Source organism: Psychrobacter sp. NZS113 (assembly GCF_015864825.1).
In the GTDB taxonomy this organism is placed as follows: Bacteria; Pseudomonadota; Gammaproteobacteria; order Pseudomonadales; family Moraxellaceae; genus Psychrobacter.
Genome location: NZ_JADYWL010000003.1, coordinates 335,914 through 361,491, shown reverse-complemented (window position 1 = coordinate 361,491; position 25,578 = coordinate 335,914). Strand labels below are relative to the sequence as shown.

Annotated in this window: 19 protein-coding genes, 1 tRNA gene and 2 pseudogenes; 10 read left to right on the top strand and 12 right to left on the bottom strand. The window is 43.0% G+C overall.

Annotation, left to right across the window (positions count from 1 at the left end; all coding sequences use genetic code 11):
* Positions 1–161: 161 nt before the first annotated feature.
* Entirely contained in the window at positions 162–341 is a 180-nt protein-coding gene (locus tag I6E61_RS06550; protein ID WP_227685710.1) for a DUF3596 domain-containing protein, read from the bottom strand.
* 84 nt (positions 342–425) lie between these two features.
* On the opposite strand from I6E61_RS06550, the pseudogene I6E61_RS06545 reads away from it, so the two are divergent.
* A pseudogene (locus I6E61_RS06545) lies at positions 426–676 on the top strand (helix-turn-helix domain-containing protein).
* 653 nt (positions 677–1,329) lie between these two features.
* Here I6E61_RS06545 and I6E61_RS06540 read toward each other — a convergent pair.
* Positions 1,330–2,234 (bottom strand): annotated as a pseudogene (locus I6E61_RS06540) (IS3 family transposase); the annotation flags it as partial.
* A gap of 351 nt (positions 2,235–2,585) precedes the next feature.
* Here I6E61_RS06540 and I6E61_RS14355 point away from each other — a divergent pair.
* Genes I6E61_RS14355 through I6E61_RS06520 form a run of 4 tightly spaced genes read left to right on the top strand, consistent with a single transcriptional unit; the run spans position 2,586 to position 7,602 of the window.
* Positions 2,586–3,512 (top strand): NAD(P)-dependent oxidoreductase, encoded by a 927-nt coding sequence (locus I6E61_RS14355; protein WP_320158575.1) that lies wholly within the window; start codon positions 2,586–2,588, stop codon positions 3,510–3,512.
* 3 nt (positions 3,513–3,515) lie between these two features.
* Positions 3,516–5,054 carry an aldehyde dehydrogenase family protein gene (locus I6E61_RS06530; protein WP_197131777.1) on the top strand — a complete coding sequence of 513 codons (1,539 nt, stop codon included), beginning with the start codon at positions 3,516–3,518 and terminating at the stop codon, positions 5,052–5,054.
* A gap of 18 nt (positions 5,055–5,072) precedes the next feature.
* The gene (locus tag I6E61_RS06525; protein WP_197131775.1) at positions 5,073–6,236 is read left to right on the top strand and encodes a M20 aminoacylase family protein; all 1,164 of its coding nucleotides are present in this window, start codon (positions 5,073–5,075) and stop codon (positions 6,234–6,236) included.
* A 49-nt stretch (positions 6,237–6,285) separates the two neighbouring features.
* Positions 6,286–7,602 carry a DUF3100 domain-containing protein gene (locus tag I6E61_RS06520; RefSeq protein ID WP_197131773.1) on the top strand — a complete coding sequence of 439 codons (1,317 nt, stop codon included), beginning with the start codon at positions 6,286–6,288 and terminating at the stop codon, positions 7,600–7,602.
* 83 nt (positions 7,603–7,685) lie between these two features.
* Here the strand turns inward: I6E61_RS06520 and I6E61_RS06515 are convergent, their stop codons facing one another.
* Complete coding sequence (locus I6E61_RS06515; protein ID WP_227685709.1) at positions 7,686–8,591, bottom strand: LysR family transcriptional regulator; 906 nt, start codon at positions 8,589–8,591, stop codon at positions 7,686–7,688.
* 126 nt (positions 8,592–8,717) lie between these two features.
* Between I6E61_RS06515 and I6E61_RS14350 the strand changes: the two genes are divergently transcribed.
* Entirely contained in the window at positions 8,718–8,927 is a 210-nt protein-coding gene (locus I6E61_RS14350; RefSeq protein ID WP_320158574.1) for a helix-turn-helix domain-containing protein, read from the top strand.
* A gap of 240 nt (positions 8,928–9,167) precedes the next feature.
* Here the strand turns inward: I6E61_RS14350 and I6E61_RS06505 are convergent.
* Positions 9,168–9,244, bottom strand: a tRNA-Val gene (locus I6E61_RS06505).
* A gap of 306 nt (positions 9,245–9,550) precedes the next feature.
* Between I6E61_RS06505 and I6E61_RS06500 the strand changes: the two genes are divergently transcribed.
* The gene (locus tag I6E61_RS06500) at positions 9,551–10,528 is read left to right on the top strand and encodes a glutathione S-transferase family protein (RefSeq protein WP_197131768.1); all 978 of its coding nucleotides are present in this window, start codon (positions 9,551–9,553) and stop codon (positions 10,526–10,528) included.
* Between the two features lie 98 nt (positions 10,529–10,626).
* Here I6E61_RS06500 and hemB read toward each other — a convergent pair whose 3' ends face one another.
* From hemB to I6E61_RS06475, 5 genes are all read right to left on the bottom strand, one after another.
* The gene (gene hemB / locus I6E61_RS06495; protein ID WP_197131765.1) at positions 10,627–11,634 is read right to left on the bottom strand and encodes a porphobilinogen synthase; all 1,008 of its coding nucleotides are present in this window, start codon (positions 11,632–11,634) and stop codon (positions 10,627–10,629) included.
* A 260-nt stretch (positions 11,635–11,894) separates the two neighbouring features.
* Complete coding sequence (locus tag I6E61_RS06490) at positions 11,895–13,709, bottom strand: efflux transporter outer membrane subunit (RefSeq protein ID WP_227685708.1); 1,815 nt, start codon at positions 13,707–13,709, stop codon at positions 11,895–11,897.
* Positions 13,706–16,954, bottom strand: a complete 3,249-nt coding sequence (locus tag I6E61_RS06485) for an efflux RND transporter permease subunit (RefSeq protein ID WP_197131762.1) — start codon at positions 16,952–16,954, stop codon at positions 13,706–13,708. The genes I6E61_RS06490 and I6E61_RS06485 overlap by 4 nt, the downstream gene beginning before the upstream one ends.
* Positions 16,955–16,989: 35 nt before the next feature.
* Positions 16,990–18,390: an efflux RND transporter periplasmic adaptor subunit gene (locus tag I6E61_RS06480; protein ID WP_197131759.1), complete on the bottom strand. Its 1,401-nt coding sequence runs from the start codon at positions 18,388–18,390 to the stop codon at positions 16,990–16,992.
* Positions 18,391–19,240: 850 nt separating this feature from the next.
* On the bottom strand, positions 19,241–20,266 hold the full coding sequence (locus I6E61_RS06475) for a polyprenyl synthetase family protein (protein ID WP_197131756.1): 1,026 nt from the start codon (positions 20,264–20,266) through the stop codon (positions 19,241–19,243).
* 570 nt (positions 20,267–20,836) lie between these two features.
* Here I6E61_RS06475 and rplU point away from each other — a divergent pair.
* From rplU to lolA, 3 genes are all read left to right on the top strand, one after another.
* Positions 20,837–21,148, top strand: a complete 312-nt coding sequence (gene rplU / locus I6E61_RS06470) for a 50S ribosomal protein L21 (protein ID WP_057761012.1) — start codon at positions 20,837–20,839, stop codon at positions 21,146–21,148.
* Positions 21,149–21,239: 91 nt separating this feature from the next.
* On the top strand, positions 21,240–21,497 hold the full coding sequence (gene rpmA, locus I6E61_RS06465; RefSeq protein ID WP_021813611.1) for a 50S ribosomal protein L27: 258 nt from the start codon (positions 21,240–21,242) through the stop codon (positions 21,495–21,497).
* Between the two features lie 387 nt (positions 21,498–21,884).
* Entirely contained in the window at positions 21,885–22,568 is a 684-nt protein-coding gene (gene lolA, locus I6E61_RS06460) for an outer membrane lipoprotein chaperone LolA (protein ID WP_227685707.1), read from the top strand.
* 138 nt (positions 22,569–22,706) lie between these two features.
* On the opposite strand, the gene scpB is transcribed toward lolA, so the two are convergent.
* The 3 genes from scpB to I6E61_RS06445 all read right to left on the bottom strand — a co-directional run bounded on the left by scpB (position 22,707) and on the right by I6E61_RS06445 (position 25,461).
* A complete protein-coding gene (gene scpB, locus I6E61_RS06455) occupies positions 22,707–23,354 on the bottom strand; it encodes an SMC-Scp complex subunit ScpB (protein ID WP_227685706.1) in 648 nt (215 codons plus the stop codon).
* A gap of 153 nt (positions 23,355–23,507) precedes the next feature.
* Positions 23,508–24,347 (bottom strand): ScpA family protein, encoded by an 840-nt coding sequence (locus I6E61_RS06450; RefSeq protein WP_197132078.1) that lies wholly within the window; start codon positions 24,345–24,347, stop codon positions 23,508–23,510.
* A gap of 28 nt (positions 24,348–24,375) precedes the next feature.
* Positions 24,376–25,461 carry a tryptophan--tRNA ligase gene (locus tag I6E61_RS06445; RefSeq protein WP_197131739.1) on the bottom strand — a complete coding sequence of 362 codons (1,086 nt, stop codon included), beginning with the start codon at positions 25,459–25,461 and terminating at the stop codon, positions 24,376–24,378.
* Between the last annotated feature and the right edge of the window lie 117 nt (positions 25,462–25,578).

The window sequence follows — 25,578 nt, the reverse complement described above, 5'->3', positions numbered from 1 at the left end:
TGCTTAGTTTTTTGCAGAAAAGAAAAAACTCTTTGGCTATATTTAGGCGTTACCATTACCTGAATTGTCATATGCTTATCAAAGCAGCTATCAATATTTAAGAAACGTGCCAAACCAGTACCTGATTAAATATAGAGCTCAAAATGAGAGAGTTAGCAATATTATTTGCGATCGTTCAACGCTACCATTTCTGCCGCTTTATCACTTTTTGGAAAGTACTTAGCGTAATGAAACAGACCTAGGGTGATTTCTGCTTCCATTTTCTCAATCACCTTCTCAAGCTTCTTGCGATTCGCTAGCGTGCTTGTCAGTTTTGTCTTCTCCTGACGGTGTATACCCATATGATAAAAATCGACAACGAGCTTGCCGTATTTACTTCTGATAATAGCTATCCTATTTCTCCTTATTGCAATGCTATTGCATTAATGCTACTAGCGATACCAGTGCGCATATCTTTTTCAATCTCTTCCCATTTTCCAAATTTATTAGCTGAAAGAAGGCTAAAAGTAGCGGATGCCGTACGAGCAACAGGAGGCAGTAAAGCGACGTTGCACAAGATATACAACGACCAATCATCTAGAATTGATTTCGTATAGATAAGCTTTGTGAATATTTAGAAGTAGGAGAGATTTTGGAATATGTAAAAGAGGATAAAGAGAAAAATACTAAGAAATAGGTTCTAGCTTAGAATTTGAAGTAGAGGTCAAAAAGAGGGTTTTAATTTTAATGGTTTTTAAGGGTTGGTCACGTTTTGGTCACCATTTGGACACCGTCGCTTTTTCAATTGATTTGAAGTTGATTAAATAGTTATAACTATGAGTTGATGTATGCAAGACTTTTCCTCTACAGCCCATATATTACAGCCAAAAAAAGCCCTAATCGTGAGATTGGAGCTTTCTGAATTTGGTAGGCATAAGCAGACTCGAACTGCTGACCTCTACCATATCAAGGTAGGTCGACCAAAATGCATATTATGACGATATCTTACGGACTGATTTTTATGGCAAGCTGACTACTAAAAAATGGGCTATTGTGACCAAGTTTCTATAGACATAGCCCTACGAGATATTAGTGATTTAGTAGAGAAAGGCGTGCTAAAAAAGTCTGAGGCTTCAGGACGTATTACGCGCTATGAATTAGATTTGTAGTAAAAATATAAGCTTTGAAGAGGTTTTATGATGGATTAAAGTCTATTGCGTTAAGACAAGATATATTAAAAAAATCCTGCTAATACGTTTAGCTTACCAAGTTTAGGTACACGGTTTCTTAAGCATAGCTCAATATGACCCCTGCTGTCAAATCCGTACAGTTAAACTTGGGAGATTTTAGTTACGCAGCCTGACGATAAAAGTCAAACCACACCTGTCTTGGCGACTTATAGCCCAGGCCCTTTTGAATCCTCGTTTGGTTGTAGTACAGCTCAATATAGCTAATGATCTCGTTTATGGCTGTAAACCTTGTTTTATAGTCGTGATGATATATCAGCTCATTCTTTAATGTGCCCCAGAAACTCTCTATTGGCACATTATCATAACAATTTCCCTTACCGCTCATTGAGCCTATGAACTGATGCTGCTTGATGATCTTGTGATAGGCATGATTACAATACTGACTGCCTCTGTCTGAATGAACAATCAATCCTGGGTTTGGTCGTTTGTTTTTGACTGCCATATTGAGTGCTTTGCCAACTAAGTCAGCAGTCATGCGCTTATTGATAGCATAGCCGACCAGCTCTTTAGTGTAGAGGTCTTTCACTCCTGCCAAATACAACCAGCCTTCATCGGTCCAGATATAAGTAATATCGCTGACCCAAGACTCATTAGGACGCCTAGCACCAAACTTCTGATCCAGAACGTTTGGATAGACCAACTTATTGTGATTGGAGTCGTTGGTGACTTTGAAGCGTTTATGACGACGGCATTTGATACCATGTTCTTCTTTAATACTTCTGACCATATATAAGCTAATATCGTGCCCTTGCTCTATCAGCTTTGCGTGTAGTCGCTCACAGCCGTAGTGCTCACGAGTTTCAATGTGAGCACTTTCACCAGTAGCTCGCAATGATTATGGCGTATCTGCTGTTCGCTGATATCGCGACTCAGCCAGTCGTAGTAGCTTGAATGCTTAACCTTTAGTACACGGCACATAGTGGTGATGCTAAAGACCTGTTGGTTGTCTTGGATAAAGGCATACTTCACTAACTGTGCTTGGCAAAGTACGCTGTGGCCTTTTTTAGAATCTCGGCGTACCACCACATCAATCAAGGTTTGTCATTACCAGTTGACTGGCTAACTGGAGCGACTGAGCTGGTAACTATTCAGGCCTTATACTCGTTCTCAGTATTCATCCATTTACTCTCATCCACACAACAAATCCGCCCACCAAGACCGAAATGACAACGTTCCCGAAACTAAGTCATCAGTCCGCTATGTCTGCTATAAACTCGCTATAGCTATTTTAGCAACATTTTGCCAATCTCTATAAATAACAGTATGAAGTGAAGAGAAACCTATCTATTTTCTTACGCTAGTGTTGCCTTTTTTAGAACACAAAAGGTTATTTGTTGTGATTCTTCTTAATGGTTTATTAGTCATAATAAGACTGACAGAAAACACAAGACTAAAGGAATAGACATGACTAATGGAAATATAGGTATTGTCGGTTTAGGCCGTATGGGCAATGGTATGGCTCAGTCTTTGCTTCGCAAAGGTTTTAAAGTATTCGGCACGGACATAGGAGAGGCCCAGCGCCAAGCTGCCAAAGAAGTGGGCGTGACTGTTGTTGCAGATATCAAAGCGCTATGTGCTGAATCTAGCGTCATCATTCTATCTTTGCCAATGGCAAAGCATGTACAAGCAGTTGTTAAAAGTAAAGGTGGCATTATTGACTGTGCTCAGCCTAATACTCTGATCATTGATACTTCTACCTCAGAACCAGAGGTGACTCGGGTACTCGCGATAGAGCTGGATCAGTTAGGCCATCAGTTATTGGACTGTCCTGTCAGTGGCGGTCCGGCGGGTGCTGAAGCCGGTACTATGGTAATGGTTGTTGGCGGCGAACGCAGCTCCCTTGAACGTGCCCAATTGTATCTGGATGCGCTAAGCTCAAAAGTGGTCTACATGGGCAAGTCTGGCAATGGACATGCCGCTAAGCTCATTAATAATCTACTATGTGCCGCACATCTCGTGACTACTGCCGAAGCAGTAGCTTTGGGCACCAAGGCAGGCCTCGATCCTGCAGACCTTATTGCTGGTTTGAATGCAGGCTCAGGTCGTAGTGCAATTAGTGAAGTTAATTTCCCTCGTTGGATTCTCAATCAAAGTTTTGATTCCGGTTTTACGATGCAGCTGATGCGTAAAGACGTACGTCTGGCAAAAAATATGATTGGTGAGATGGGATTAGAGTTGCCTTTGGCGCAGCAGGTAGCCGAGATTTGGTCGCAGAGTGAAGAGAACATACCTGATCAGGATGATTTTAACTGCATTGTAAAAAATGCTGGCTTGGGAGAGTAGGTTATGAGTTTTATCGTAGAAGGAAATGGCGAGCAGCAAGTTGACATATTGCTTAATGAACTATTAGGTACTTCTGAATTTGGCAGCTGGATTGATGGAGAATTAGTTACAGGTAATGGAGACAACATCGATCTGACTAACCCAGCGACTGGCCAAGTATTCTTAACCTATCGTGACGCGGGAAAAAGTATTGTTGCTGATGCCGCTGATGGCGCTATGAAAGCTCAAAAAGTATGGTGGTCAATGACTGCCAGTGCACGGGGTCAGTTAATGTGGAAGTGCGGCATAAAAATACGCGAAGCCGCAGAACCTTTGGCACGCTTAGAGTGTATCTCTGCAGGCAAGCCTATTCGTGATTGCCGGGTTGAGGTGGCAAAAGTTGCAGAGATGTTTGAATACTATGCTGGCTGGTGTGACAAAATTATGGGGCAAGTTATCCCCGTACCAACAAGCCACTTGAACTACACTCGCCATGAGCCTTATGGTGTCGTCACTCAAATCACCCCTTGGAATGCACCTGTATTTACTGGAGGCTGGCAAATCGCGCCAGCCATCTGCGCCGGCAATGCCGTCTTACTAAAGCCATCTGAATTAACCCCACTAAGCTCAACAGCACTCGTTAAAATTCTTGAGCAAGCAGGTATCCCGCGTGGTTTGGTCAATGTCATTAATGGGCTGGGACACACCACAGGATCTGCTGCCATTGCTCATCCAGCAACTAAAAAAGTGGTTTTTGTTGGCTCACCGAAGACTGGCGCGCTCATTGCTTCGGCATCTGCGCAACGTGTCATCCCTTGCGTATTGGAGCTGGGTGGTAAGTCAGCCAATATTATTTTTCCAGATGCTGATCTGGATCGTGCGGTAGTGGGCGCGCAAGCTGCGGTGTTTTCTGCTGCTGGACAGAGCTGTGTATCGGGTGCTCGATTATTGGTCCATCGTGATATCTATAAAGAAGTCGTGGATCGGGTTGCCTCGGCCGCGAGTAAGTTGCCCGTGGGTTTGCCATGGCATGAAGGCACGATGGTGGGACCGATCAATAATCAAAAACAGTTTAGTCACGTACACTCGTTAGTATCGGACGGTATTGCTGAAGGTGCGGTTGTTGCCGCAGGCGGAAAGGCGGGTGCTATTTGTGGCGGTGAAAACGGTTACTTTTATCAGCCAACCGTTTTGGCCAATGTAAAAAATGATATGCGAATCGCGCAAGAAGAAATTTTTGGACCTGTGGTTTCTGTTATTTCATTCGATGAAGAAGAAGAAGCGGTAGCGATAGCAAACGACAGTCGTTTTGGTTTAGCGGGCGCTGTTTGGACGGCTGATGTCGGCCGCGCGCATCGGATGGCCGCTCAAGTAAATGCTGGGACATTCTGGGTAAATAGCTATAAATCAATCAACGTCATGTCGCCATTTGGTGGTTTTGGTGAGAGTGGCTATGGTCGATCGAGTGGCTACGAAGGTTTACTCGAATATACACAGACCAAAAGTGTCTGGGTCGAAACAGCAAAAGACTCCGCTATCCAATTTGGTTACTCAATTCAATAGTACGTAAGGAGAAAACACATGTTAATTAACGAAACCCTATTAGGTGAAGTAAAGCAGTGGCGTCAGCAAATCCATAGTCAACCAGAGCTGGGCTTTAAAGAGTTCAAGACCTCATCATTTATTGTTGATAAATTACAGAGCTTTGGGATGGAAGTGCATCAAGGATTGGGCGGCACGGGCGTTGTCGGTGTTCTAAAGAACGGCTCAGGTCCTACTATTGGCATACGAGCCGATATCGATGCGCTACCAATAAAAGAGCAAAACGATATTGAGCATAAATCCACTCATGAAAACTGTATGCATGCCTGTGGCCATGATGGTCATACTTCAGTTCTGCTTGGTACGGCAAAGCATCTGAGCCAACATAAAGACTTTAATGGCACCATTTATTTTATCTTTCAACCTGCTGAAGAGGTCTTAGGCGGTGCAAAGGCTATGATTGACGATGGATTGTTTGATAAGTTCCCTATGGATGCTGTTTATGGGTTACATAACTGGCCAGGTCTACCTGTGGGAGAGATTGCGGTCAACAACGGGCCTATGATGGCGTCTTTTGATACCTTTGAGATTACTTTAACTGGTAAAGGAACTCACGCAGCTATGCCGCATTTGGGAGCTGATCCTATAGCAGCAGGTGCGGCATTGATTACTAACATTCAATCTATTGTCTCTCGTCGAATATCTCCACTCAAGTCAGGTGTTATCAGCGTTACTCAGATGAATAGTGGTGATACGACCAATGTCATTCCTGATTACGCCATTCTAAAAGGAACCGTTCGTAGCTTTGATATGGACATACGACAGTCCATGCAGGATATGCTGACAGAAATGGTTGCAACACTGCCGCCTTTATATGGTGTCACAGGAGAGATGGATTACCATATTCGCTATCCAGTAACCACTAATGACAGCCAAGCCTATCTTGAAATTAAAGAGGCGGCTACCAAAGTGCTAGGTGCTGCCAAGGTAAATACTGATGTGGAACCCTCAATGGCATCGGAGGATTTTTCATTTATGAGTCAAGTCGTCAAGGGCGCTTATTTTTGGTTAGGTGTTGATGGTAATAGCCCCTCCAAACCATTACACAATGCGGCTTATGATTTTAATGACGATGCTATTGAGACAGGAATCAAAGTATGGGTCTCTTTAGTTGAGTCTCAGCTACCAAAAATTTCTGCATAAACCAAATCATCAAAAAACGTAGGCATCATAAAATGCAAAAGGAACTGCTATGAATAATACCACTATACTATCAAGTACAATGACGAAGCACTTATTTGATTGGAAGCTGCATTTACTAGTAATTATTACATCGCTATTTGCAGAATGGATAGGGATCATTAAGATACCTATTGGTATTGGTACACTAGTCTTACTGCCTTTGCTATATGCATTCATATTTACACTACTATTGAATCCCAACGTTATACCTTCAATGAAAGCGGTAATTTCTAGAGACCGAGCAAAATTTGCAAGCTACGCCGTCCTTTTGAGCATCATGCCATTCATTGCAAAATTTGGTGTTGGTGTCGGTCCTAAGGTCGAAGAAATCATAGCCGCAGGCCCCGCCCTTTTGCTACAAGAATTGGGCAATGTAATGACTGCTCTTATCGCCTTACCCGTTGCGGTATTGGTATTTGGAATGGGGAGGGAGGCTATTGGTGCCACTCACTCAATTGCTCGTGAACCTAATATTGCGCTAATTGCTGATAAGTATGGACTTCAGAGCGCCGAAGGTATTGGTGTCATGGGTGTCTATGTAATGGGTACCTTGTTTGGCGCAATTTACTTCTCATTAATGGCGGGTATTATTGCTTCTATGGATATCATGGATGTTCGAGCACTCGCTATGGCTTGTGGTATTGGTAGTGGTAGTATGATGGGTGCCTGTTCAGCAGCGCTCGCAGAAACGGTACCTGCTCAAGCGGAAACTATTACTGCGTTTGCAGCGACCTCTAATCTACTAACTTACGCCACAGGGCTGTTCGTCAGTTTGTTTGTTGCCCTACCATTCACAGAGTTTTTATATAAAGTTATTAACAAATTTAAGAAGAATAATGATATTACTGCTGCCACAAAAACAGATTTTGGTTTAAAGGTACCAGAGCAATCTATTTTATCAGTAAAGCAGTCTCTATCCCTATTGGCGGTTATCTGTATCGTTCTATTACTAAGCAATTGGGTAGGGCAAGGTGTCAATCCAATTTCTGCTCTACCTGCTATGTTGATTCTGTTCGCTTGTTGTATCGCTGGAGTTTTATTAAAGGAGATTATTCCTGTCAATGTCCCCGCTATTGCTTGGATATCAATTGTGGCTATTTTGATATCTTTGCCACAGTTTCCAATGAGCGAGTATGTTTTAGTAGAAACAGAGAAGCTTGGCGTATTACAACTCATTACTCCTGTGCTTGCCTATGCAGGGTTTGCAATTTCTCAGATGGAGGTGACTTTGTTTAAAAAATCTGGATTTAAAATCGCAGTGGTTGCGCTGCTTACTTTTACCGGCACTTTCTTAGGTTCTGCCATAATAGCCCAGGCTATGCTTTAAAAGGTGCAAAGTCGTTGAATTCAACGTTAACAGCTATTTCAAAACAGCATCCAGCAACTCAACGTTGCTGGTGTGCAGCCCGCTTACAAAGCTTTCATCCATGACTTCATATGCTGTAGTAATTCATGCGGACCTTGGGATAGATGACGACCCAACCGAGTGACGATATGAGCTTCACCGCTTGACAGTAGCGTATTGTCTATAGGGATTGCTATCAAATGTCCGTCTTTCACTTCTTTGGACACTACAAAATACGGTAAAAAGGTAAACCCCATATTTGAACGAGCAAAGTTCTTTAGCACCGTGAATGAGTCAGTGGTTAGTATAGGGTCAAATCGAATTTTTTGTTGAAATTCGGCCATTGCTAGTAACTGACGCACGCCAAAACGACTTTCAGCCAGCCCCACTGGATATTCCAAAAGCTCCTTTAACTGCATAGGTTTACTTCGATCAGCTAACGGATGGTCGGGCGAAACAATAATATACATTGGCTGATAACTGATGATCTGTGAGCGGATGCGAGGATGACTGCTGGGATGGAATACTAGCCCGATATGTGCTTCATCTTCCTCAACCTGACGAATCACTTCGTTTGATCCACCAGTACTGATTGAAAGTGTTAGCGCCGGATATAGACGGGCAAACTCAGATAATGGACCCAGCATCAAATCCCCAACAAAACCATCACCCATTGCTAACTTTATATGACCCCGCTGTAATCCCAACAAAGACTGTAATTTGGAAACACAAGTCTCTTCAGCGGAGACTGATTCCCGATAAAACTGCAAGAGAATACTACCAGCTTCTGTTGGTGTTACTCCTTTTCGGTGCCGTTCAATAAGAATGCATGCTAACTCTTTTTCTAACAGAGATATTTGTCGACTGATGGCTGAGGGAGCAATATCTAGCTTATCTGCTGCAGCCCGGATTGTACCCATAGTTACAGCCTCATAAAGATAGGATAACCGCTTTCCATTAATCTCTGTCATTGTTTTCTCTTGCTCTGTTCTTAGTTTCATTGAATAATTACAGTACTCTGTCTGATCCATGGATGGAGCAATGAGGGCCAGTATCGGTATATTATTTAGTCGGACCTGTAAAAATGCCCGTGGTGTATAAAAAAGTATACCCTAATAAAAATAAACAGTAACGTATGCTTTTTCAAAACGATAACCTTCCGAGTTTATATTTATAGATTTGACAGCAGAAGTCCAACTTCAAGAATAGATTTTGACACTATGGATAAAATTTATGAGGCTCTAGATATTGAAGTAGGTGATTTATTTACTTATATACCTAACGAGCCGCTAGATAAAGAGAAGTAAATTAATTTTGAAGTGGTTTTAGATAATCTAGGGTAGAGGTCGAAAGTACTACTCTGAAAGAAAGGCAAAATAGAGAGTAGGCGCAACTTATGCCCAATTCGGGCACACCCATTTTCTGATGACGTTTGCTGAAAGTGAGAAAAGAGGAAATTTGAATCGACGTATAGTTTCCTTTTTCACTACAGCCTATATTTTACAGACAAAAAAAGCCCCAATCGTGAGATTGGGGCTTTCTAAATTTGGTAGGCATAAGCAGACTCGAACTGCTGACCTCTACCATGTCAAGGTAGCGCTCTAACCAACTGAGCTATACGCCTATTTAGGTCATGCATTTTAGCAAGTTTTTCAAACTTTGCAAGTCTTTTCTATAACAATAATGACTTATTATCATAATATCTGATACAGCCTCAGATATTGAGTATTTATTAGTACATTCTATTTAGTTTTAATAAATACTTATTTAATTAAGTTTAGTTTTTGTTGTTAATTAGGTTGTAAACCCTACTATTTATCGAGATAGAGCTGATATGATATATCTTGAACTTTAGTGATAGCGATAATGATAACGATTTCAGGTCAATCGTGTTCATTGAGAATAAAACGAGCACAAGTTGGAGGATAATATGGGTCTATTGGTAGACGGTCAGTGGCAAGACAAATGGTACGATACAGAATCTAGCGGTGGACGCTTTGAGCGTGAAGATGCCGGATTTAGGAACTGGATCACGGTAGACGGTAGTGCAGGGCTGTCAGGCGTAGGAGGCTTCAAAGCTGAAGCCAATCGTTACCATTTGTATGTTTCGCTAGCTTGCCCTTGGGCACATCGTACCCTCATTTATCGTAAGCTAAAAGGCTTAGAGGATATAATTTCTTTATCTGTCGTTCATCCACTTATGGGTGAGAATGGTTGGACGTTTGCAGCGGGCGAGGGTGTTATCGCTGATCCAATAAACAACGCCTCTTATGCTTATGAGGTTTATATTGCGGCAAAACCAGACTATACAGGGCGCGTCACGGTGCCTATTTTATGGGATAAGCAGACTAACACCATCGTAAGTAATGAGTCGTCAGAAATTATCCGTATGTTTAATTCAGCTTTCGATGAAGTTGGAGCTGTAGCGGGTAATTTTTTACCGACAGAGTTGCTAACAGAAATAGACGAGATTAATGCGTTTGTTTATTCTGCGATAAATAATGGCGTGTATAAAGCAGGGTTTGCGACCACACAATCAGCCTATGAATCAGCAGTGACTGAACTGTTTGATGCATTAGATACTTTAGAGATACGTCTGGCAGAGCAGCGTTACTTGGTGGGTAGTACGATAACAGAGGCCGATTGGCGATTATTTACGACCTTAGTACGTTTTGATGCTGTTTATGTCGGACATTTTAAATGCAATCTGCATCGAATTATTGACTACCCAAATCTATGGGGATATCTGCTTGATTTGTACCAAGTGTCAGGTATTGCGGAGACGGTGAATATGACGCACATCAAGCAGCATTACTACACCAGTCATGCCAACATCAATCCTACTCGTATCATACCTGTGGGGCCCGTGATTGATTTTAATGAGCCGCATGATCGTGCACGTTTATAGTTTGATTTATTAAAAAAGCATTCAGACAAAAAATAGCCCCAGCTGCTTTATGGTAGTTGGGGCTATTTTTTATGAGATGACAGGCCGTTTACTTAATACTAAGCATTGTTTAGCTGGCGTGCTGCTTCTAGAGCAAAGTAAGTCAAGATACCATCAGCCCCGGCGCGGCGGAAGCCAATTAAAGACTCTAAAATGACCGCGTCACTCAACCAACCGTTTTGAATGGCTGCCATGTGCATGGCGTATTCACCAGAGACTTGATAAGCAAAGGTTGGTACACCGAAAGTGTTTTTGACTTCACGAATCAAATCTAAGTATGGCTGACCAGGTTTAATCATCACCATATCAGCACCCTCATTGATGTCCATGGCCACTTCATGCAAGGCTTCTGCACGATTGCCAAAATCCATCTGATATTGTTTCTTATGACCACCTTTTAAGTTGCCAGCACTACCGACCGCATCACGGAATGGACCATAATAGGCAGAGGCGTATTTAGCCGAGTAGGCCATGATAGCGGTATTCACAAAGCCTTCTGCTTCAAACGCATCACGCATGGCTTTGATACGGCCATCCATCATATCGCTCGGTGAGATAATATCAGCACCAGCACGAGCATGAACTAGTGCTTGCTTGACCAACACCTCAATGGTTGCATCGTTGATGACATAGCCACTGTCATCAAGCAGGCCGTCTTGACCATGTGAGGTATAAGGATCTAAAGCCACGTCAGTCATGACCACCATTTCTGGCACCGCGTCTTTGACCGCTTTGACTGCACGTGCTGTCAGGGCGTTTTCATCATATGCTGATCTGCCATCTGGTGTCTTTAGTGAGTTGTCAATCACAGGGAAGATATCAATAGTTGTGACGCCTTCTGCCAATAGCTCTTTGGCATATTTAATCAGTAGGTCAATAGATAAGCGCTCAACACCTGGCATACTCGCAATAGATTCACGTTGGCTTTCGCCTTCTAGCACAAAGACAGGAGCGATGAAGTGTTTAGGGTGCAGCTCAACTTCACGAATCATGGCACGTACATTATCGTTATAACGTAAGCGACGTAAGCGGGTGGCAGGATATTGGCGATTGAAGGTATAAGTCATATTAGTCTCGCTATATGGTGTTATCTGAGTTTTGATTTAGGTTTTTTATTACAGAAGGTTATAACAGCAGAGTTATAGCATGATATTAAAAAATCTAACGCTACTATAACCAATAGTGACAGTAGAAAGCAAAAAGCCCTACCAAGTCGGTAGGGCTGATTGTAGATATCGACTGTCAATGTGATGATACCGTTACGTCACAAGTTGATGATTGTATGGAGTAAAGCTCAACAATCTTTGTAACGAGAACGGGATCTACACTATTTTTTAATTAAGCGTGTTTCTTCAGTGACTACGCCGACAGTAGCATCCTTTGTACCATCATTATTGATATCGACCTCAGTAATAGGTCTGAAGGTGGCTGACTCTGACGGTTGCGCCTGCTTAATCGCTGATGCTTCTTGCAAAGACACAACGCGCGCTGAACCTGCTGCATTGACCGCATTAACTGCTTTTGCCTTATTGCTGTAGGCTGATGGGTTCGCTATTTGTACCAAGTTAGTGTGCTGAGGAACAGGGATGGCAGTCGGTGTGTCTAGATTGACCCCACCACCGAGCGTTTGATACAACTCAATCTGACTGATAATTTTTTGCAGTTCTAAATTCAAGATACCTTGCTGCGTTGAGAATAAAGAACGCTGGGCATCCAGTACATCTAGATAGTTAGAGATACCAGCTTTGAAGCGAGCATCTGAAATCTGATATGTTTGTTCAAAGTTATCCTGCAAGCGATACTGAGCATCGAGCTGATCAACCAATGTTGCTCTTGTTGCTAGAACGTCTGATACTTCACGGAATGCCGTTTGAATAGTATTTTCATAGCTGGCAAGCGTTTGTTCGCGTTCAATCTTAGCAACATCATAATTGGCATCTAAGTTACCAGCATCGAAGATAGGCACACTGATACTTGGGCCAAATGACCAACCAACCGCGCCACTGCTGAATAAATCACTCAAACTACTAGTGCTGAGACCGATACTGCTGGCAAGGCTAATAGATGGGAAGTAAGACGCACGCGCCACTTCGATATTGGCACCAGCTGCTTTAAGGTTATATTCTGCTTGTAACACGTCTGGGCGATAGCGTAGTAGCTCACTAGGTAGTCCAGTATTGAATATTTGCTGGTTGGTAATATTCGTAACTGAAGGCGTAGGAACAAGGTTACTGGGTATAGGTGCGCCAATCAAGTACTGTAATGAATTACGTGCTGTCAAAACACTGCTTTGAGCACTCAGCATTGCTAGATTAGCATCCTCTAATGAGGCGCTCGCTTGTAAAGAAGCCAGTCGATCATCGATACCCGCTTCAAAACGCTTGGTCGTAATAAACAATGACTCTTTACGACTTTCATAAGTTTTAGAAGCCAGCTCTAATTGCGCCAAACTATAACTTAGATTGGCATAGCTTTGAGCAATATTACTGATGAGCGTAATTTGAGTGGTGTTTTTTGCGGCCGTGGTGGCCAAAAAGTTTTGTAAGGCTTGATCTTTTAGACTCGAAATTCTACCCCAAAAATCCAACTCGTAGCTTGTCAACCCTAAACTTACGTTATAGCTGCTGCTAGAGTTTCTATCCGAACTGTTATCAGCACTGCGAGAGTAACTGCCGCTGCCATCAATCATCGGCACGTCACTTATGTCAGTGATGCGGTATTGCGCACGCGATTTTTCAATGGCGAGACGCGCATTTTCAAACTCTTTGTTGTTCTCAAGACCAAGCGCAATCAAACCTTTTAAACGCTCATCGCTATAAAAATTCTGCCAGCGTTGACTGGCGATACTGGCCTGATCAGCACTACTGACAGTTTCTTTGTCGTACGCGCCATAGGCTTGGTTGATTGGAATATTGGGCTGAGCCAGTACAGGGTTTGTATCTGATTTAGGTATAGTATTACACGCCGCCATACTGATCGCTAAGGCGGTTAGACCTATTAGACGACCGCCATTTTTGCGAGCACTAGATACTGATAAAGGGGTAGAGGTCACGGGGCACTCACCTGTCGTTGCGCACGCGCTGGCAGTCGTACTGACTGCCGCGTGTGCTGAGTTTGAGGTAAAAAGAGAACGAAAACTCATTGTGTGTTGTCTCCTAAGTTCACAGGCTGATAACTCTTAGAGAGAGTCGGGTTTTGTGGATCACCATTTGGTGTATGCGGCGTATTATCACCACCATCGTCTCTGTCATTTGGCTTATTATTCTCATACTTATGAGGGAAGATGCTACGTATCCAAATATAGAACATTGGGATAAAGAATACACCTAATAATGTCGCACTTACGACCCCGCCAACCACACTAGTACCGATCGCACTTTGGCTACCAGAACCAGCGCCAGTGGCTAGGAATAATGGTACAACACCAAGACCAAAGGCGAGCGATGTCATAATGATGGGGCGCAAACGTTGACGTGCTGCTGTCATCACGGACTCTTTGAGACTATAACCAGCTTCTTGATAGTCTCTCGCAAATTCGATAATCAGAATAGCATTCTTAGCAGACAGCCCGACTACGGTAAGCAGACCTACCTGCAAATAAACGTCATTGGAGAAACCGCGCATCCATGTAAATACCACCGCTCCTAATACCCCAAGTGGAACAACCAGTAGGACAGAGAACGGAATAGACCAACTCTCATACAAAGCGGCTAGACATAAGAATACCACTAAGAGGGAGATTGCATATAGTAAGGGAGCCTGCGCACCTGATTTTTGCTCTTCAAGTGACGTGCCTGTCCACTCATAACCGACGCCTTCAGGCAGGTTGGTTATCATCGCTTCCACCGCAGCCATTGCTTCACCTGTACTGAGTCCAGCAGCAGCAGCACCTTGAATATTCATAGAAGGGAAACTGTTGTAACGGGTCAGACGCGGAGAACCTGACTGCCATTCACTGCTAGAGAACGCATCGAATGAAATCATATCGTTGTTGTCATTACGTACGTACCATTTGCCAAGATCATCAGGATTGGTACGACTGCTTGGCTCGCCTTGTACATAAACGCTCTTAATACGACCACGATCAACGAAGTCATTAATATAACTTGAGCCCCATGCAGTCGAGATAACACTGTTGATACTTGACATCGACAAGCCATAAGCAGCGGCCTGTTCTTGATTGACATTAACTTTAAGCTGTTGTGCATCTTCTTGACCGTTAGGACGTACACCAGAGACTTGGTCGTTCTGAGCGGCCATGCCCAACAACATATTGCGGGCTTCGAGCAGCCCGTCATGACCGACGTTTCCGGTATCCTGTAACATCAAGTCAAAACCACTGGCATTACCCAATTCGGTAATAGCGGGCGGTACAATCGGGAATACTTGTGCCTCATTAATCTGAGTAAAGAAATAACCCATTGCCCGGCCAGCCACAGCTTGCGCGGTATTTTCATCGCCTGGGCGTTCTTCCCAATCTGACAAGCGTACAAACGCCAGACCCATATTTTGACCTGTTCCGGCAAAACTAAAGCCTGCAACAGTAAAGACAGAGGCAATATTATCGGTTTCTTGAGTATCGTAATAGTTTCTAACTTTATCTAGTACGTCTTGTGTTTGATCGAGTGTAGAGCCAGAGGGAAGCTGAACTAAGGTAAACATAATACCTTGATCTTCTTCTGGCAAAAACGAGCTAGGAATGCGTAAAAAGACTACTGTCATGATACCAATAATGGCAGCATAGCCAATTAAATATAACCATTTACGACCGAAGCTTTTACCGACAAAGCGCTCATAGGAGTTACTTGCTTTAGAGAAACTACGGTTAAACCAACCGAAGAAACCTTTTTGAGTGGCCATATTACTCTTGTCATGGCTCTTGCTACGTTTAAGCAAGGTCACACACAAGGCAGGGGTAAAGATAAGGGCAACTAAAGCCGATAGTACCATGCTGGTAATCAAGGTAATGGAGAACTGACGATAGATAGCACCAGTGGAGCCACTAAAGAACGCCATAGGTACAAATACTGCTGATAGAATCAGAGCAATACCGACAACAATCTTACTAATTTCACCCATCGATTGAACGGTAGCATCTTTGACAGAAATGTCAGGATCTTCTTCCATAATCCGTTCGACGTTCTCTACGACTACGATGGCATCATCGACCAGTAGTCCGATAGACAGTACCATCGCAAACATGGTCAGAACGTTAATACTAAAACCTGCGATATACAGCACACACAAGGTACCGAGAAGTACCACAGGTACTGCCAGTGTCGGAATAATCGTTGCACGCCAGTTCTGTAAGAAAATGAACATGACGATAAATACAAGCACAATAGCTTCGATGAGCGTATGTACTACTTGTTCAATAGACAACCGAACGAATGGTGTCGTGTCATAAGGAGTAACTGTGGTTAGGCCAGCAGGAAAGTTTTGTTCCAACTCAGCCATACGAGCACCAAGTGCTTCGCGCGTATCAAGTGCGTTAGCGCCACCTGCCAAGGATATACCCATACCAGCGGCTTCTTGACCGTTAAATAGTGAGTTAACACTGTAGTCTTGACTTCCAATCTCAACATCTGCCACATCGCTTAAGCGTACTTGCGCGCCTGAGGTATCCGTTTTCAATAATATGTTTCTAAACTCATCAGGGGTCTGTAGGTAGCTTTGTACCGTTACAGTGGCGTTGATAACCTGTTGCTCAGTGTCAGCGGGCGCTTGACCTAACTGGCCTGCAGAGACTTGCGCATTTTGCGCACCGACGGCAGTAATGACATCAGAAGGCATCAAGTTATAGCTACGTAAGCGTGCAGGGTCTAGCCAGATACGCATCGCGTAAGTAGAACCAAATACACGAACTTCACCAACACCTTCGACACGGCTGATCTGATCAACGATGTTTGAGTTAATGTAATCGGCGATATCACGGCGATCCATACTGCCATCTTCAGAGATGAATGCTTGCACCATCAAAAAGCTGCTAGAGGATTTGTTGACCGTGACACCTTGACGCTGAACGGATTCAGGTAGTGAGCTTGTTGCCGCTTGAAGCTTGTTCTGTACCTGTACCTGAGCGGTATCAGAGTCAGTACCAGTTTCAAAGGTGAGCGTCACTGATGCGCTACCGTTTGACGAGCTGGTTGATGACATATACATCAAACCATCAAGACCTTTCATTTTTTGTTCAATGATCTGAACCACTGAGTCTTCAACGGTTTGTGCACTGGCACCAGGGTAACTGGTGCTAACTGTAACAGTCGGCGGTGCAATACGTGGGTACTGTTCGATCGGTAGATTAATGACCGATATCACCCCGATGAGCATGACTAAAATAGCCAATACCCATGCAAAAATAGGGCGATTAATAAAAAAACGTGACATAGTATATCCCTAAGTCTTCCTATCTTTGAATGGAATTAGTTAGCTGCATCTTCCGCAGGTTTCTTGGCCGTGTTGCTCTCAGCAGGTTTCTTAGTTTCTGTTGCTGCTTGCTGTGGTGTCTTGGCCGAAGTACTAGCAGGAGTGCTATTTCCAGTCGGTGCTGGCGTAGCGTTTTCTAAAGGCTTGGCAACGACTTCTTGATCAGGCTTGACTTTTGAGCCACCGATCACCACCAGTTTTTCACCTTCTTTAAGACCATCAGTCACTACCCAGTTGCCGTTATAAGTACCATTAACTGTGATAGGGCGTACTTTGATTTTGTTGTTTTCATCAACGATATAAACCTGGGTCTCACCTTTAACAGAGCGTGTGACAGCACTTTGAGGTACCAGTACCGCATTGTTGATCACACTCTGGGTCAAGCGCGCGCTGACATACATGCCTGGTAGCAGAATATTGTTACTATTCGGGAATATAGCACGTAGGGTGACAGCACCTGTTGACTCATCAACTTTTGCTTCAGACAAGGCCAACTCGCCACTGACGGGATAAACCGTACCATCTTCTAATACCAACTCAACTGTATTCAGTCCAGTTTGGGCCTTGCCAGCAGAAATCTGTTGACGCAGTTTAAGTAGCTCAGATGAAGACTGACTGATATCAACATAGATAGGATCTAGGCGTGACACTGTTACTAAAGGATCAGTTTGACTTGCACTGACCAATGCACCAGCAGTAAAGCTTGAGCGATCGCTACGACCTGATATGGGCGAACGTACTATCGTACGACTATAGTCTAGAGCACTGGCTTCTAGACCTGCTTTTGCACTGGAGATACTTGCCTTTGAGCTTGCTGCACTGGCCTTGGATTGCGCGATAGCAGCCCGTGAACTATTTACCGATGCTTCGGCTGTACGTACGGCTGTTACTGCTTGATCATATTCCTGCTTAGAGATAGCATTGATATCAATCAAACCTTGCAATCGCTGTAAGTCGCTTTGTGCCTGTGCCAACGATGCTTGGCTACTAACTAAGGCAGCTTCACTGCTGGCCGTATTTGCCAACGCTGTTTGATAGTTGGCCTCTGCTTGTTGTACAGCTGCTCGACCACTCGTCACAGAAGACGCATAGTTGTCTGTATTGATACGATAAAGTGGCTGACCTTTTTTGACGGTACTTCCTTCACGGAACAGTATTTCGTCAATGACTCCATTAACCTGTGGACGGACATCTGCAGTCTGATAGGCTGAAGTGCGACCAGAAAAGGTTTGTACTTGTGGTACGGTTTCAAAGGTTACAGTCTGTACGTTGACGACGGAGGGTGGCATTTGCTGCTGAGCGGCATCACCAGCGGCATCCTCGTTACTGTTACAGCCCACCAGTACAGCTCCAGATAGTACAGCTGCTATTACAAGCGCAAGATAAGAGTGCTTCATCAATGTCCTCGTCAATAATATAATTGCGGTATAAATAAAAGAGTAATAATCAGTAGTAGCGTTCGAGATATTGTTGTTTGTTCTATAGTCATTCCACTATAAAAGTATTACAGCATTAACCTCGCTTAAAATATCACGTATACACCTACGCTCGGTTGCCTTGTACTACTTTTAAATTGAATCGACTGTATGACAGTCAATGCTAAGCGTTGTGAATAATAGACATAGGTTTCACAACATTGATTGTTTAATAAATATAAAGATGGCTACTGCTATTAAATATATAATTAAATAGTTAGATTTAGCCAATAAACATAGTCTGCTATTATAAACTAAAGGGTTAACCCTACAGTCAAGCTAATAAAAATAGATCTTTTACAAAAGAAAGCTACATTTGTTCTTATGAACTTTATAAACATTGAAGGGGTAAGCATCACAAGAGATAACGTTTATCAAAGCGTAACGTTGTGACAGCGCAAGACAGTGTTGTTTTTTTGTTATAGAGGCTGCTTTTATATACATATCTGAGATTATGCTTAAAAAATGTTGCGCAGACAGCAAAAAGGTGGTTTTAGCAATACCTAAAAACATCTTTAACCTGAGCGAAGGTGCATGAGGCGTCACTCAAAGTTTTTTGACCAAACGTTGTCCAACCATCAACACAATTCTTACACGATTATAGTACTGCGAGGATTTATAAAACTTAAAGAAAGGTAACGATTTAGCTGAGATATTGGTTATTAAGCGACAGCTTTTTGGGTCGTTAGCTTCCTATTTATTAGTCACTAAAAAATGCTGCTCAAAAATGAGTCGTCTTAACACCTTGATAGTGCAGACGACTCACATTTGATTATACTAATCGTGCGCTCGCGAGTTCTGTCAATTGATACAATCCTGTACGATAGCGATTGTCAGGCAGCGTACTTAGAGCGTCTTGAGCCAGTTTGGTTTCTTCCAGCGCGCGCTGCTTGCAGTAGTCTAGAGCGCCTGAACGACGTACCAATTCAATAAGTTGCTCAGCGTTCGGTGTCTTACCTGTCTGCACAGCAATACGCAGCTGCTCATAGCCTTCAGCGTCGCTATTTTTTAGCAGTTCAAGCGCTTTGATAGTTGGTAGAGTTGGTTTGCCTTCAGCAAGATCATCGCCGAGGTTTTTGCCCATCACTTCACTATCACCACTGTAATCAAGCACGTCATCGATGATTTGGAACGCATTGCCGAAGTGCTGACCAAAATCACCCAATGCCTGCATATATTCTGTCTTGTCTTGCAAGATAGCAGCACCTTGGGTCGCCATCATAAACAGACGCGAGGTTTTACCGTCGATAATACGCAAGTAGTCATCTTCTGTAGCGGCAGGGTTGTGCTGATGTTGTAACTGCAACACTTCTCCTTCAGCGATATCACATGTGCCGTCTGAGAACACTTGCAACAATGGTAAGCTTTGAAAGCCGACCAACAGGTTAAAGGCACGGGCAATCAGATAGTCGCCGACCAGTACGGCTGTGGCATTATCCCATGTGGCATTGGCGGTTGGCTTGCCACGACGCTGACCTGACTCATCAATGACATCATCATGAACGAGCGTAGCGGTGTGCAGCATCTCGGTGATGGCTGCTAAATGCATGGCTTTTTCTGATGGATTGTCATTGAACATGCGTGCACACAACAACGTAATCAGCGGGCGCATACGTTTACCGCCAGCATTAATCACGTGCTGCGAGACGCTCATTACCAATTGAACTTTGGAATTAAGACTACCGAATACTTGCTTGTCCATAATCTCAAAATCATCAGCCACGATACTTTGGATATCAGCATAGTTAGGTGTTGATTGAGCCATTGAATCTGTATTATTTGAAGGGGTGATGGTCATAATAAATAGTCATATTAATAAGAGTAGAAAGAGTTTTTAGCCTTGATGCTTTTTAACCTTGAGCCTATAGCAGGCAAGGCATTTTTCTATAATAGCATAGCTGTGTCTTTAAATTGTTGGTTAAAGCATTTAGGGCATAGAGCGATTATATTTTATACAATACTTATGGTATATAGCTATTAGCATAAAATGCTAGAACCAGTCTAAATGATACCTATATAAAGTCGCCTGTCTTTGCTGTGCTTTTATAGGCAAGCATGAGTGATAAAGGGCTATAAGTAACTGATTATATAAGTTATAATAGCGCCTGTTAGGCATAAACTGTTATCCATCATTGTTATGTTAGCTGTTTTTTATTGAGTAGCCTCTCAGATGCGTTCACAATCAACAGCTTATATAGTAATAACGGATAGGGTTATTAGTGTAACCACCTTACAAAAACAAGATGAGCGGCTTGCTTTTATGAGCAAAAAGCCGTAAAATCTTGCCTTTAATTTTTCCCTGTCGTGTTCGTCGTAAAAGCGTTGGTATAACATCAGCCACGGCACACGGGTTAAACGGAGTCATACAATGTACGCAGTAATCAAAACTGGTGGTAAACAGCACCGTGTAGTCGTCGATGAATTGCTTAAAGTTGAATTGCTAAAAGCAGAAAAAGGCGAAACAATCAAATTTGAAGACGTGTTAATGGTTGTTGACGGCGATAACGTCAAAATCGGTCAGCCTGTCGTTGACGGCGCTAGCGTAGAAGTTGAAGTTGTTGAGCATGGTCGCGGCGAAAAAATCCGTATCATCAAGCACAACCGTCGTAAGCATTATCACAAAGAACAAGGTCACCGCCAATGGTACACCTTGTTAAAAATCAAAGCCATTAATGCCTAATTACCCATTTAGCAATTATTGCTAAACAGCGCACTAAATGCTTAAGAGTTATCGCATCAGCGGTAAGTCAAATTAACAAGGAGATTTTCTCATGGCACATAAAAAAGCTGCCGGTTCGAGCCGTAACGGTCGTGATTCAAACCCAAAAATGCTAGGCGTAAAAATCTTTGGTGGCCAAGCTATCACAGCTGGTAACATCATCGTTCGTCAACGTGGTACAGAATTCCACGCAGGCGAAGGCGTTGGCATGGGTCGTGACCATACTTTATTTGCACTGAATGACGGTGTTGTAAAGTTTGCGACCAAAGGTAAATTTAACCGTCGTTATGTGACGGTTGAAAACGCATAATTTGCGTATCTAAGTTATTTCATTTTTGAATGAAATAACTAGATGACTAAAAAGCTCCTATTGCCTTATGGTAATAGGGGCTTTTTTTTATACGTATTCATTGTGATTAAAGCTTGCTAGAAGTAGTAAAAAACAATAAAAAAAACCGCTCATATTATTAAATAGTGTGAAATCAATGTAGTTACAAGCGTGTATGGCAGGCGTAGTAATGATTGCAAATCATGACTAGGCGCGCAATAAAAAAACTGGCACACTGTTGTCATTGTTTATGGGCACCAGTTCTATATTGGTCAGATAAGCACTTATAGAAAACAAAAATTTTAATGAGATGTTTTATTTTAAAGCGACAATTTTAAAGCGATTATGCTTTTTTAGAGAGGATTAATGATGAATTTATCAATGAACAAATCAATCAAACAAAAAATGATGAACGGTGCTCTAGCGGGTGTATTAACGACATCACTTGGCGTGGCAGCTCCTATGATTGCGATGACCCAAACTGCGACGGCAGCACCTGCAGATAACTTAACTGCTGCTAAGCGTTTGAACACCCTGTTGACCAATACTAAGAGTATGACGGCCAACTTTACTCAAACGACTAAAGGCGCAAACAGTGGTACGTTTAGCGGCTCTATGAGCGTTCAACGTCCGAACAATTTCCGCTGGGAAACGAAGTCACCATCACAGCAGATAATTGTTGCCAACGGTAGTTCAATGTGGGTTTATGACAAAGATTTGGAGCAAGCGACCAAGCAAAACGTCGATAGCCAAGTAGGTAACACTCCAGCACTATTGCTATCAGGTGATCCGAGCAAAATTGATCAGAACTTCAAAATCACTCAGCCATACTCTAATAAAAACTACTATGTGCTCTATCCAAAATCAGACAGTGCTAGCTTCAAGAGCTTATCAATGAGCTTTAGCGGTGGTAAGCCAGTGATGATGGTACTGAATGATAGCCTTGGTCAGACCACATCGATTAAGTTCAGCAATATTAAACTGAATCCAAGCATCAGTAGCAGTCAGTTTAAATTCACACCACCAGCAGGTGTTGATGTTATCAATCAGTAACAATCAATCACGAAACTATAGTTAGTGATTCAATAAAAAAGGACAAATCTTAAATGATTTGTCCTTTTTTGTGGCAGCGAGTATGGCTATAAGGTTATACCAATATTGTACTTTGAATATCTTTAAAGGTTTGAGGGTCTAAGACATTGCTTTGATAGCATCCATATCTGGCATCGGTGGTAATTCATCTAAATCACTCAATCCAAAGGCATCTAAAAATTGCGGTGTGGTATGTAGCAATGCAGGACGACCTAAAGTCTCTTTATAACCGTCTTCCTTGACCCAACCTTTATCAAAGAGCTGTCTAAGTATGTTGCTCGATAGCGTCACACCGCGTACATACTCGATGTCACTACGGGTGACGGGTTGTTTGTAAGCAATGACACTTAGCGTCTCTAATAACGCTTGGCTGAGGCGCTCCTGACGCTGCGGAAAAACAGTCTGAATGAGGGTGCTATAGTTATCTGCTATTTGTAATCGATAGCCACTAGCAGTCTCGTGTAAGCTGAGCACGCCTGTATCCAATCGTGTTTGTAATAATGCGAGCGCTTGTTTTAGCTCTTTGGTAGACAAAGCCAGATGCTTCTTTAATACAGTGGCAGTTAGAGGCGTTTCTGAAGCATGTAATAGCACTTCGACATCTTTGCTGATACTTTCAAATCTTTGTAGCTGATCATCAGGTAGTGATGAGCGTTCGGCTGCTGATATCGATTGTTGTGTCTTATCGTTTAGTGCCATGTCGTTTGGTACTGTGTCATTTAGTGTTATGTCGTCAATATCTACCATCGAGAGTATGCTCTTTTATAAGTATTGTATTTTTAATATAGGGCAGGTTAAATATAGTTGGTTCAATAGCATCTAGATATAAGGAAAGCGAGTGAAAGTACGACAAGCAGTAGACTAACACCGTAACCAGTTTATAGAGGATTGAATATATTGCTAAGCCAACCACTGCAAGGTCAATGGCCCAATGTGTGAGTCGTTTTCAGAACCACTATCAGCAGTGGGGTTGCTTGCTAAATCAATATCCACGACACCGACCAACTGCCGTTTTATTAGCTCTAATACCGCGACGAAACTGACCACCACACCTATCTTGCCTTGTGCTTTATCCAATAACTCATAAAAAGAGCGTGCACCGTCGGTACTGAGCTGCCGACTGATACTCGCGATACGATCAGCAAGCGGTACAGCATCGACCTTAATATTGTGCATCTGATAGTCGGGCTGTAGTTGCATCTTAAACAAACTATCAATCAATAAATTTGGTGAGTAGTTTGGCAGCTCGGTATTCATGATCTCTTGACTGGGCATACTCACCATGGCCAAAAATACATCGCGCTCAAGACGAACCAAATTGTCTAGGCATTGACTGGCTACCTTAATCTGAGCGTAGGCTTCGAGGCGTTCAATCAATTCTGCCTTTGGGTCGCGCTCATCGGTAGGTGCTTCTGGTTTGGGCAGTAATAGCTCTGTTTTGATGGCAATCAACGTCGATGCCATCAGTAGATAATCACCTGCCAATTCAAAATGCTCAGTATCCAACTCACCAATGTATGCCAGATACTGCTCAGTGATGGGCAGTATTGGCATTTGGGTCAGGTCAACATTGTTCTTTTTGACCAAATACAACAGAAAATCCAATGGTCCAGCAAACTGCTCTAGCCAAATGGCAAAGGCTTGTGGTGGCACGTATAAATCTTCTGGCAAATGTTGTACTGGCGTCTGATAAATACGCAACGACATATCATGAGCATTGCCAGCAGATACCGGTATCATTTCTGGTACGTGGTCTGTATTCAATGTATTACTTAAGCTTGGCAAGTGGACGAATACCAATGGCACGGCGAGTCTTGTCTAGTTGCTTACGGCTATGACGACGTGCTTTTTCTGCGCCCATTTGTAAGATTTCTTCAAGCTCTTTCGGATTGGCCATCAGTTCTTGATAACGCTCACGGAATGGTGCGATTTCATCGTTTATTTTTTCAAACAAGGCTTTTTTTGCATCGCCCCAACCAATACCAGCTGCAAACTTCTCACGCATGTCAGCAATTTCTTCAGGCGTCGCAAAAGCTTTATAAATCTCAAAAATAGCAGAGTCATCAGGATCTTTTGGCTCTTCAGGCAGCTGCGAGTTGGTGACGATTTTCATGATGGCTTTATGCATCTGTTTTTCGGCGCTGACTTGCGGATTAGAGTCACCAAATAGAGGAATGGTATTGCCATAGCTCTTACTCATTTTACGGCCATCAAGTCCAGTCAATAACGGGATATTGTCATCAACGACAGCTGATGGTAGCGTGAATAAGGTTTTGTAACGATGATTAAAAGTACCAGCAATATCACGCGCCATTTCGATATGCTGTATTTGGTCGCGGCCAACAGGCACATGAGTAGCATTGAACATCAATATATCAGCTGCCATGAGCACAGGATAGCCGAATAGCCCCATGTTGATACCTTGATCAGGATCGACGTCTTCTTTGTCCATATTGATATCGACCGCCGCTTTATAAGCGTGAGCACGGTTCATCAAACCTTTGGCACATGAGCAGTTCAATACCCATGCTAGCTCTGGAATTTCAGGCACGTCTGACTGGCGATAGAAGGTCACACGCTCTGGGTCTAGACCACAGGCAATCCAAGTCGCGGCAATCGCTTTGGTTGACTCATGAATGATAGCGGGATCGTAACAGCCAATAATGCCGTGATAATCTGCCAAAAAGAAAAATGCTTCATCGTCACTGTTTTGAATAGCTTGGATGGCTGGACGAATCGCACCAACATAATTACCCAAATGTAGAGTGCCAGTCGGCTTAATACCAGTCAAAACACGCTTTGCAGCTGCTGCCTCAGTAGAGGTTTGATTGTTAGATGTACTATTACTAGTCATAGGAAATCCGTTATTTTGTTCATCAAATTATTATAAATGCGTTGTTATTTATGAGTCGATCATATTGAAAATATTGGCCACAAAGTATAACAAACTTTTCGACTATTTTTCTTTGGA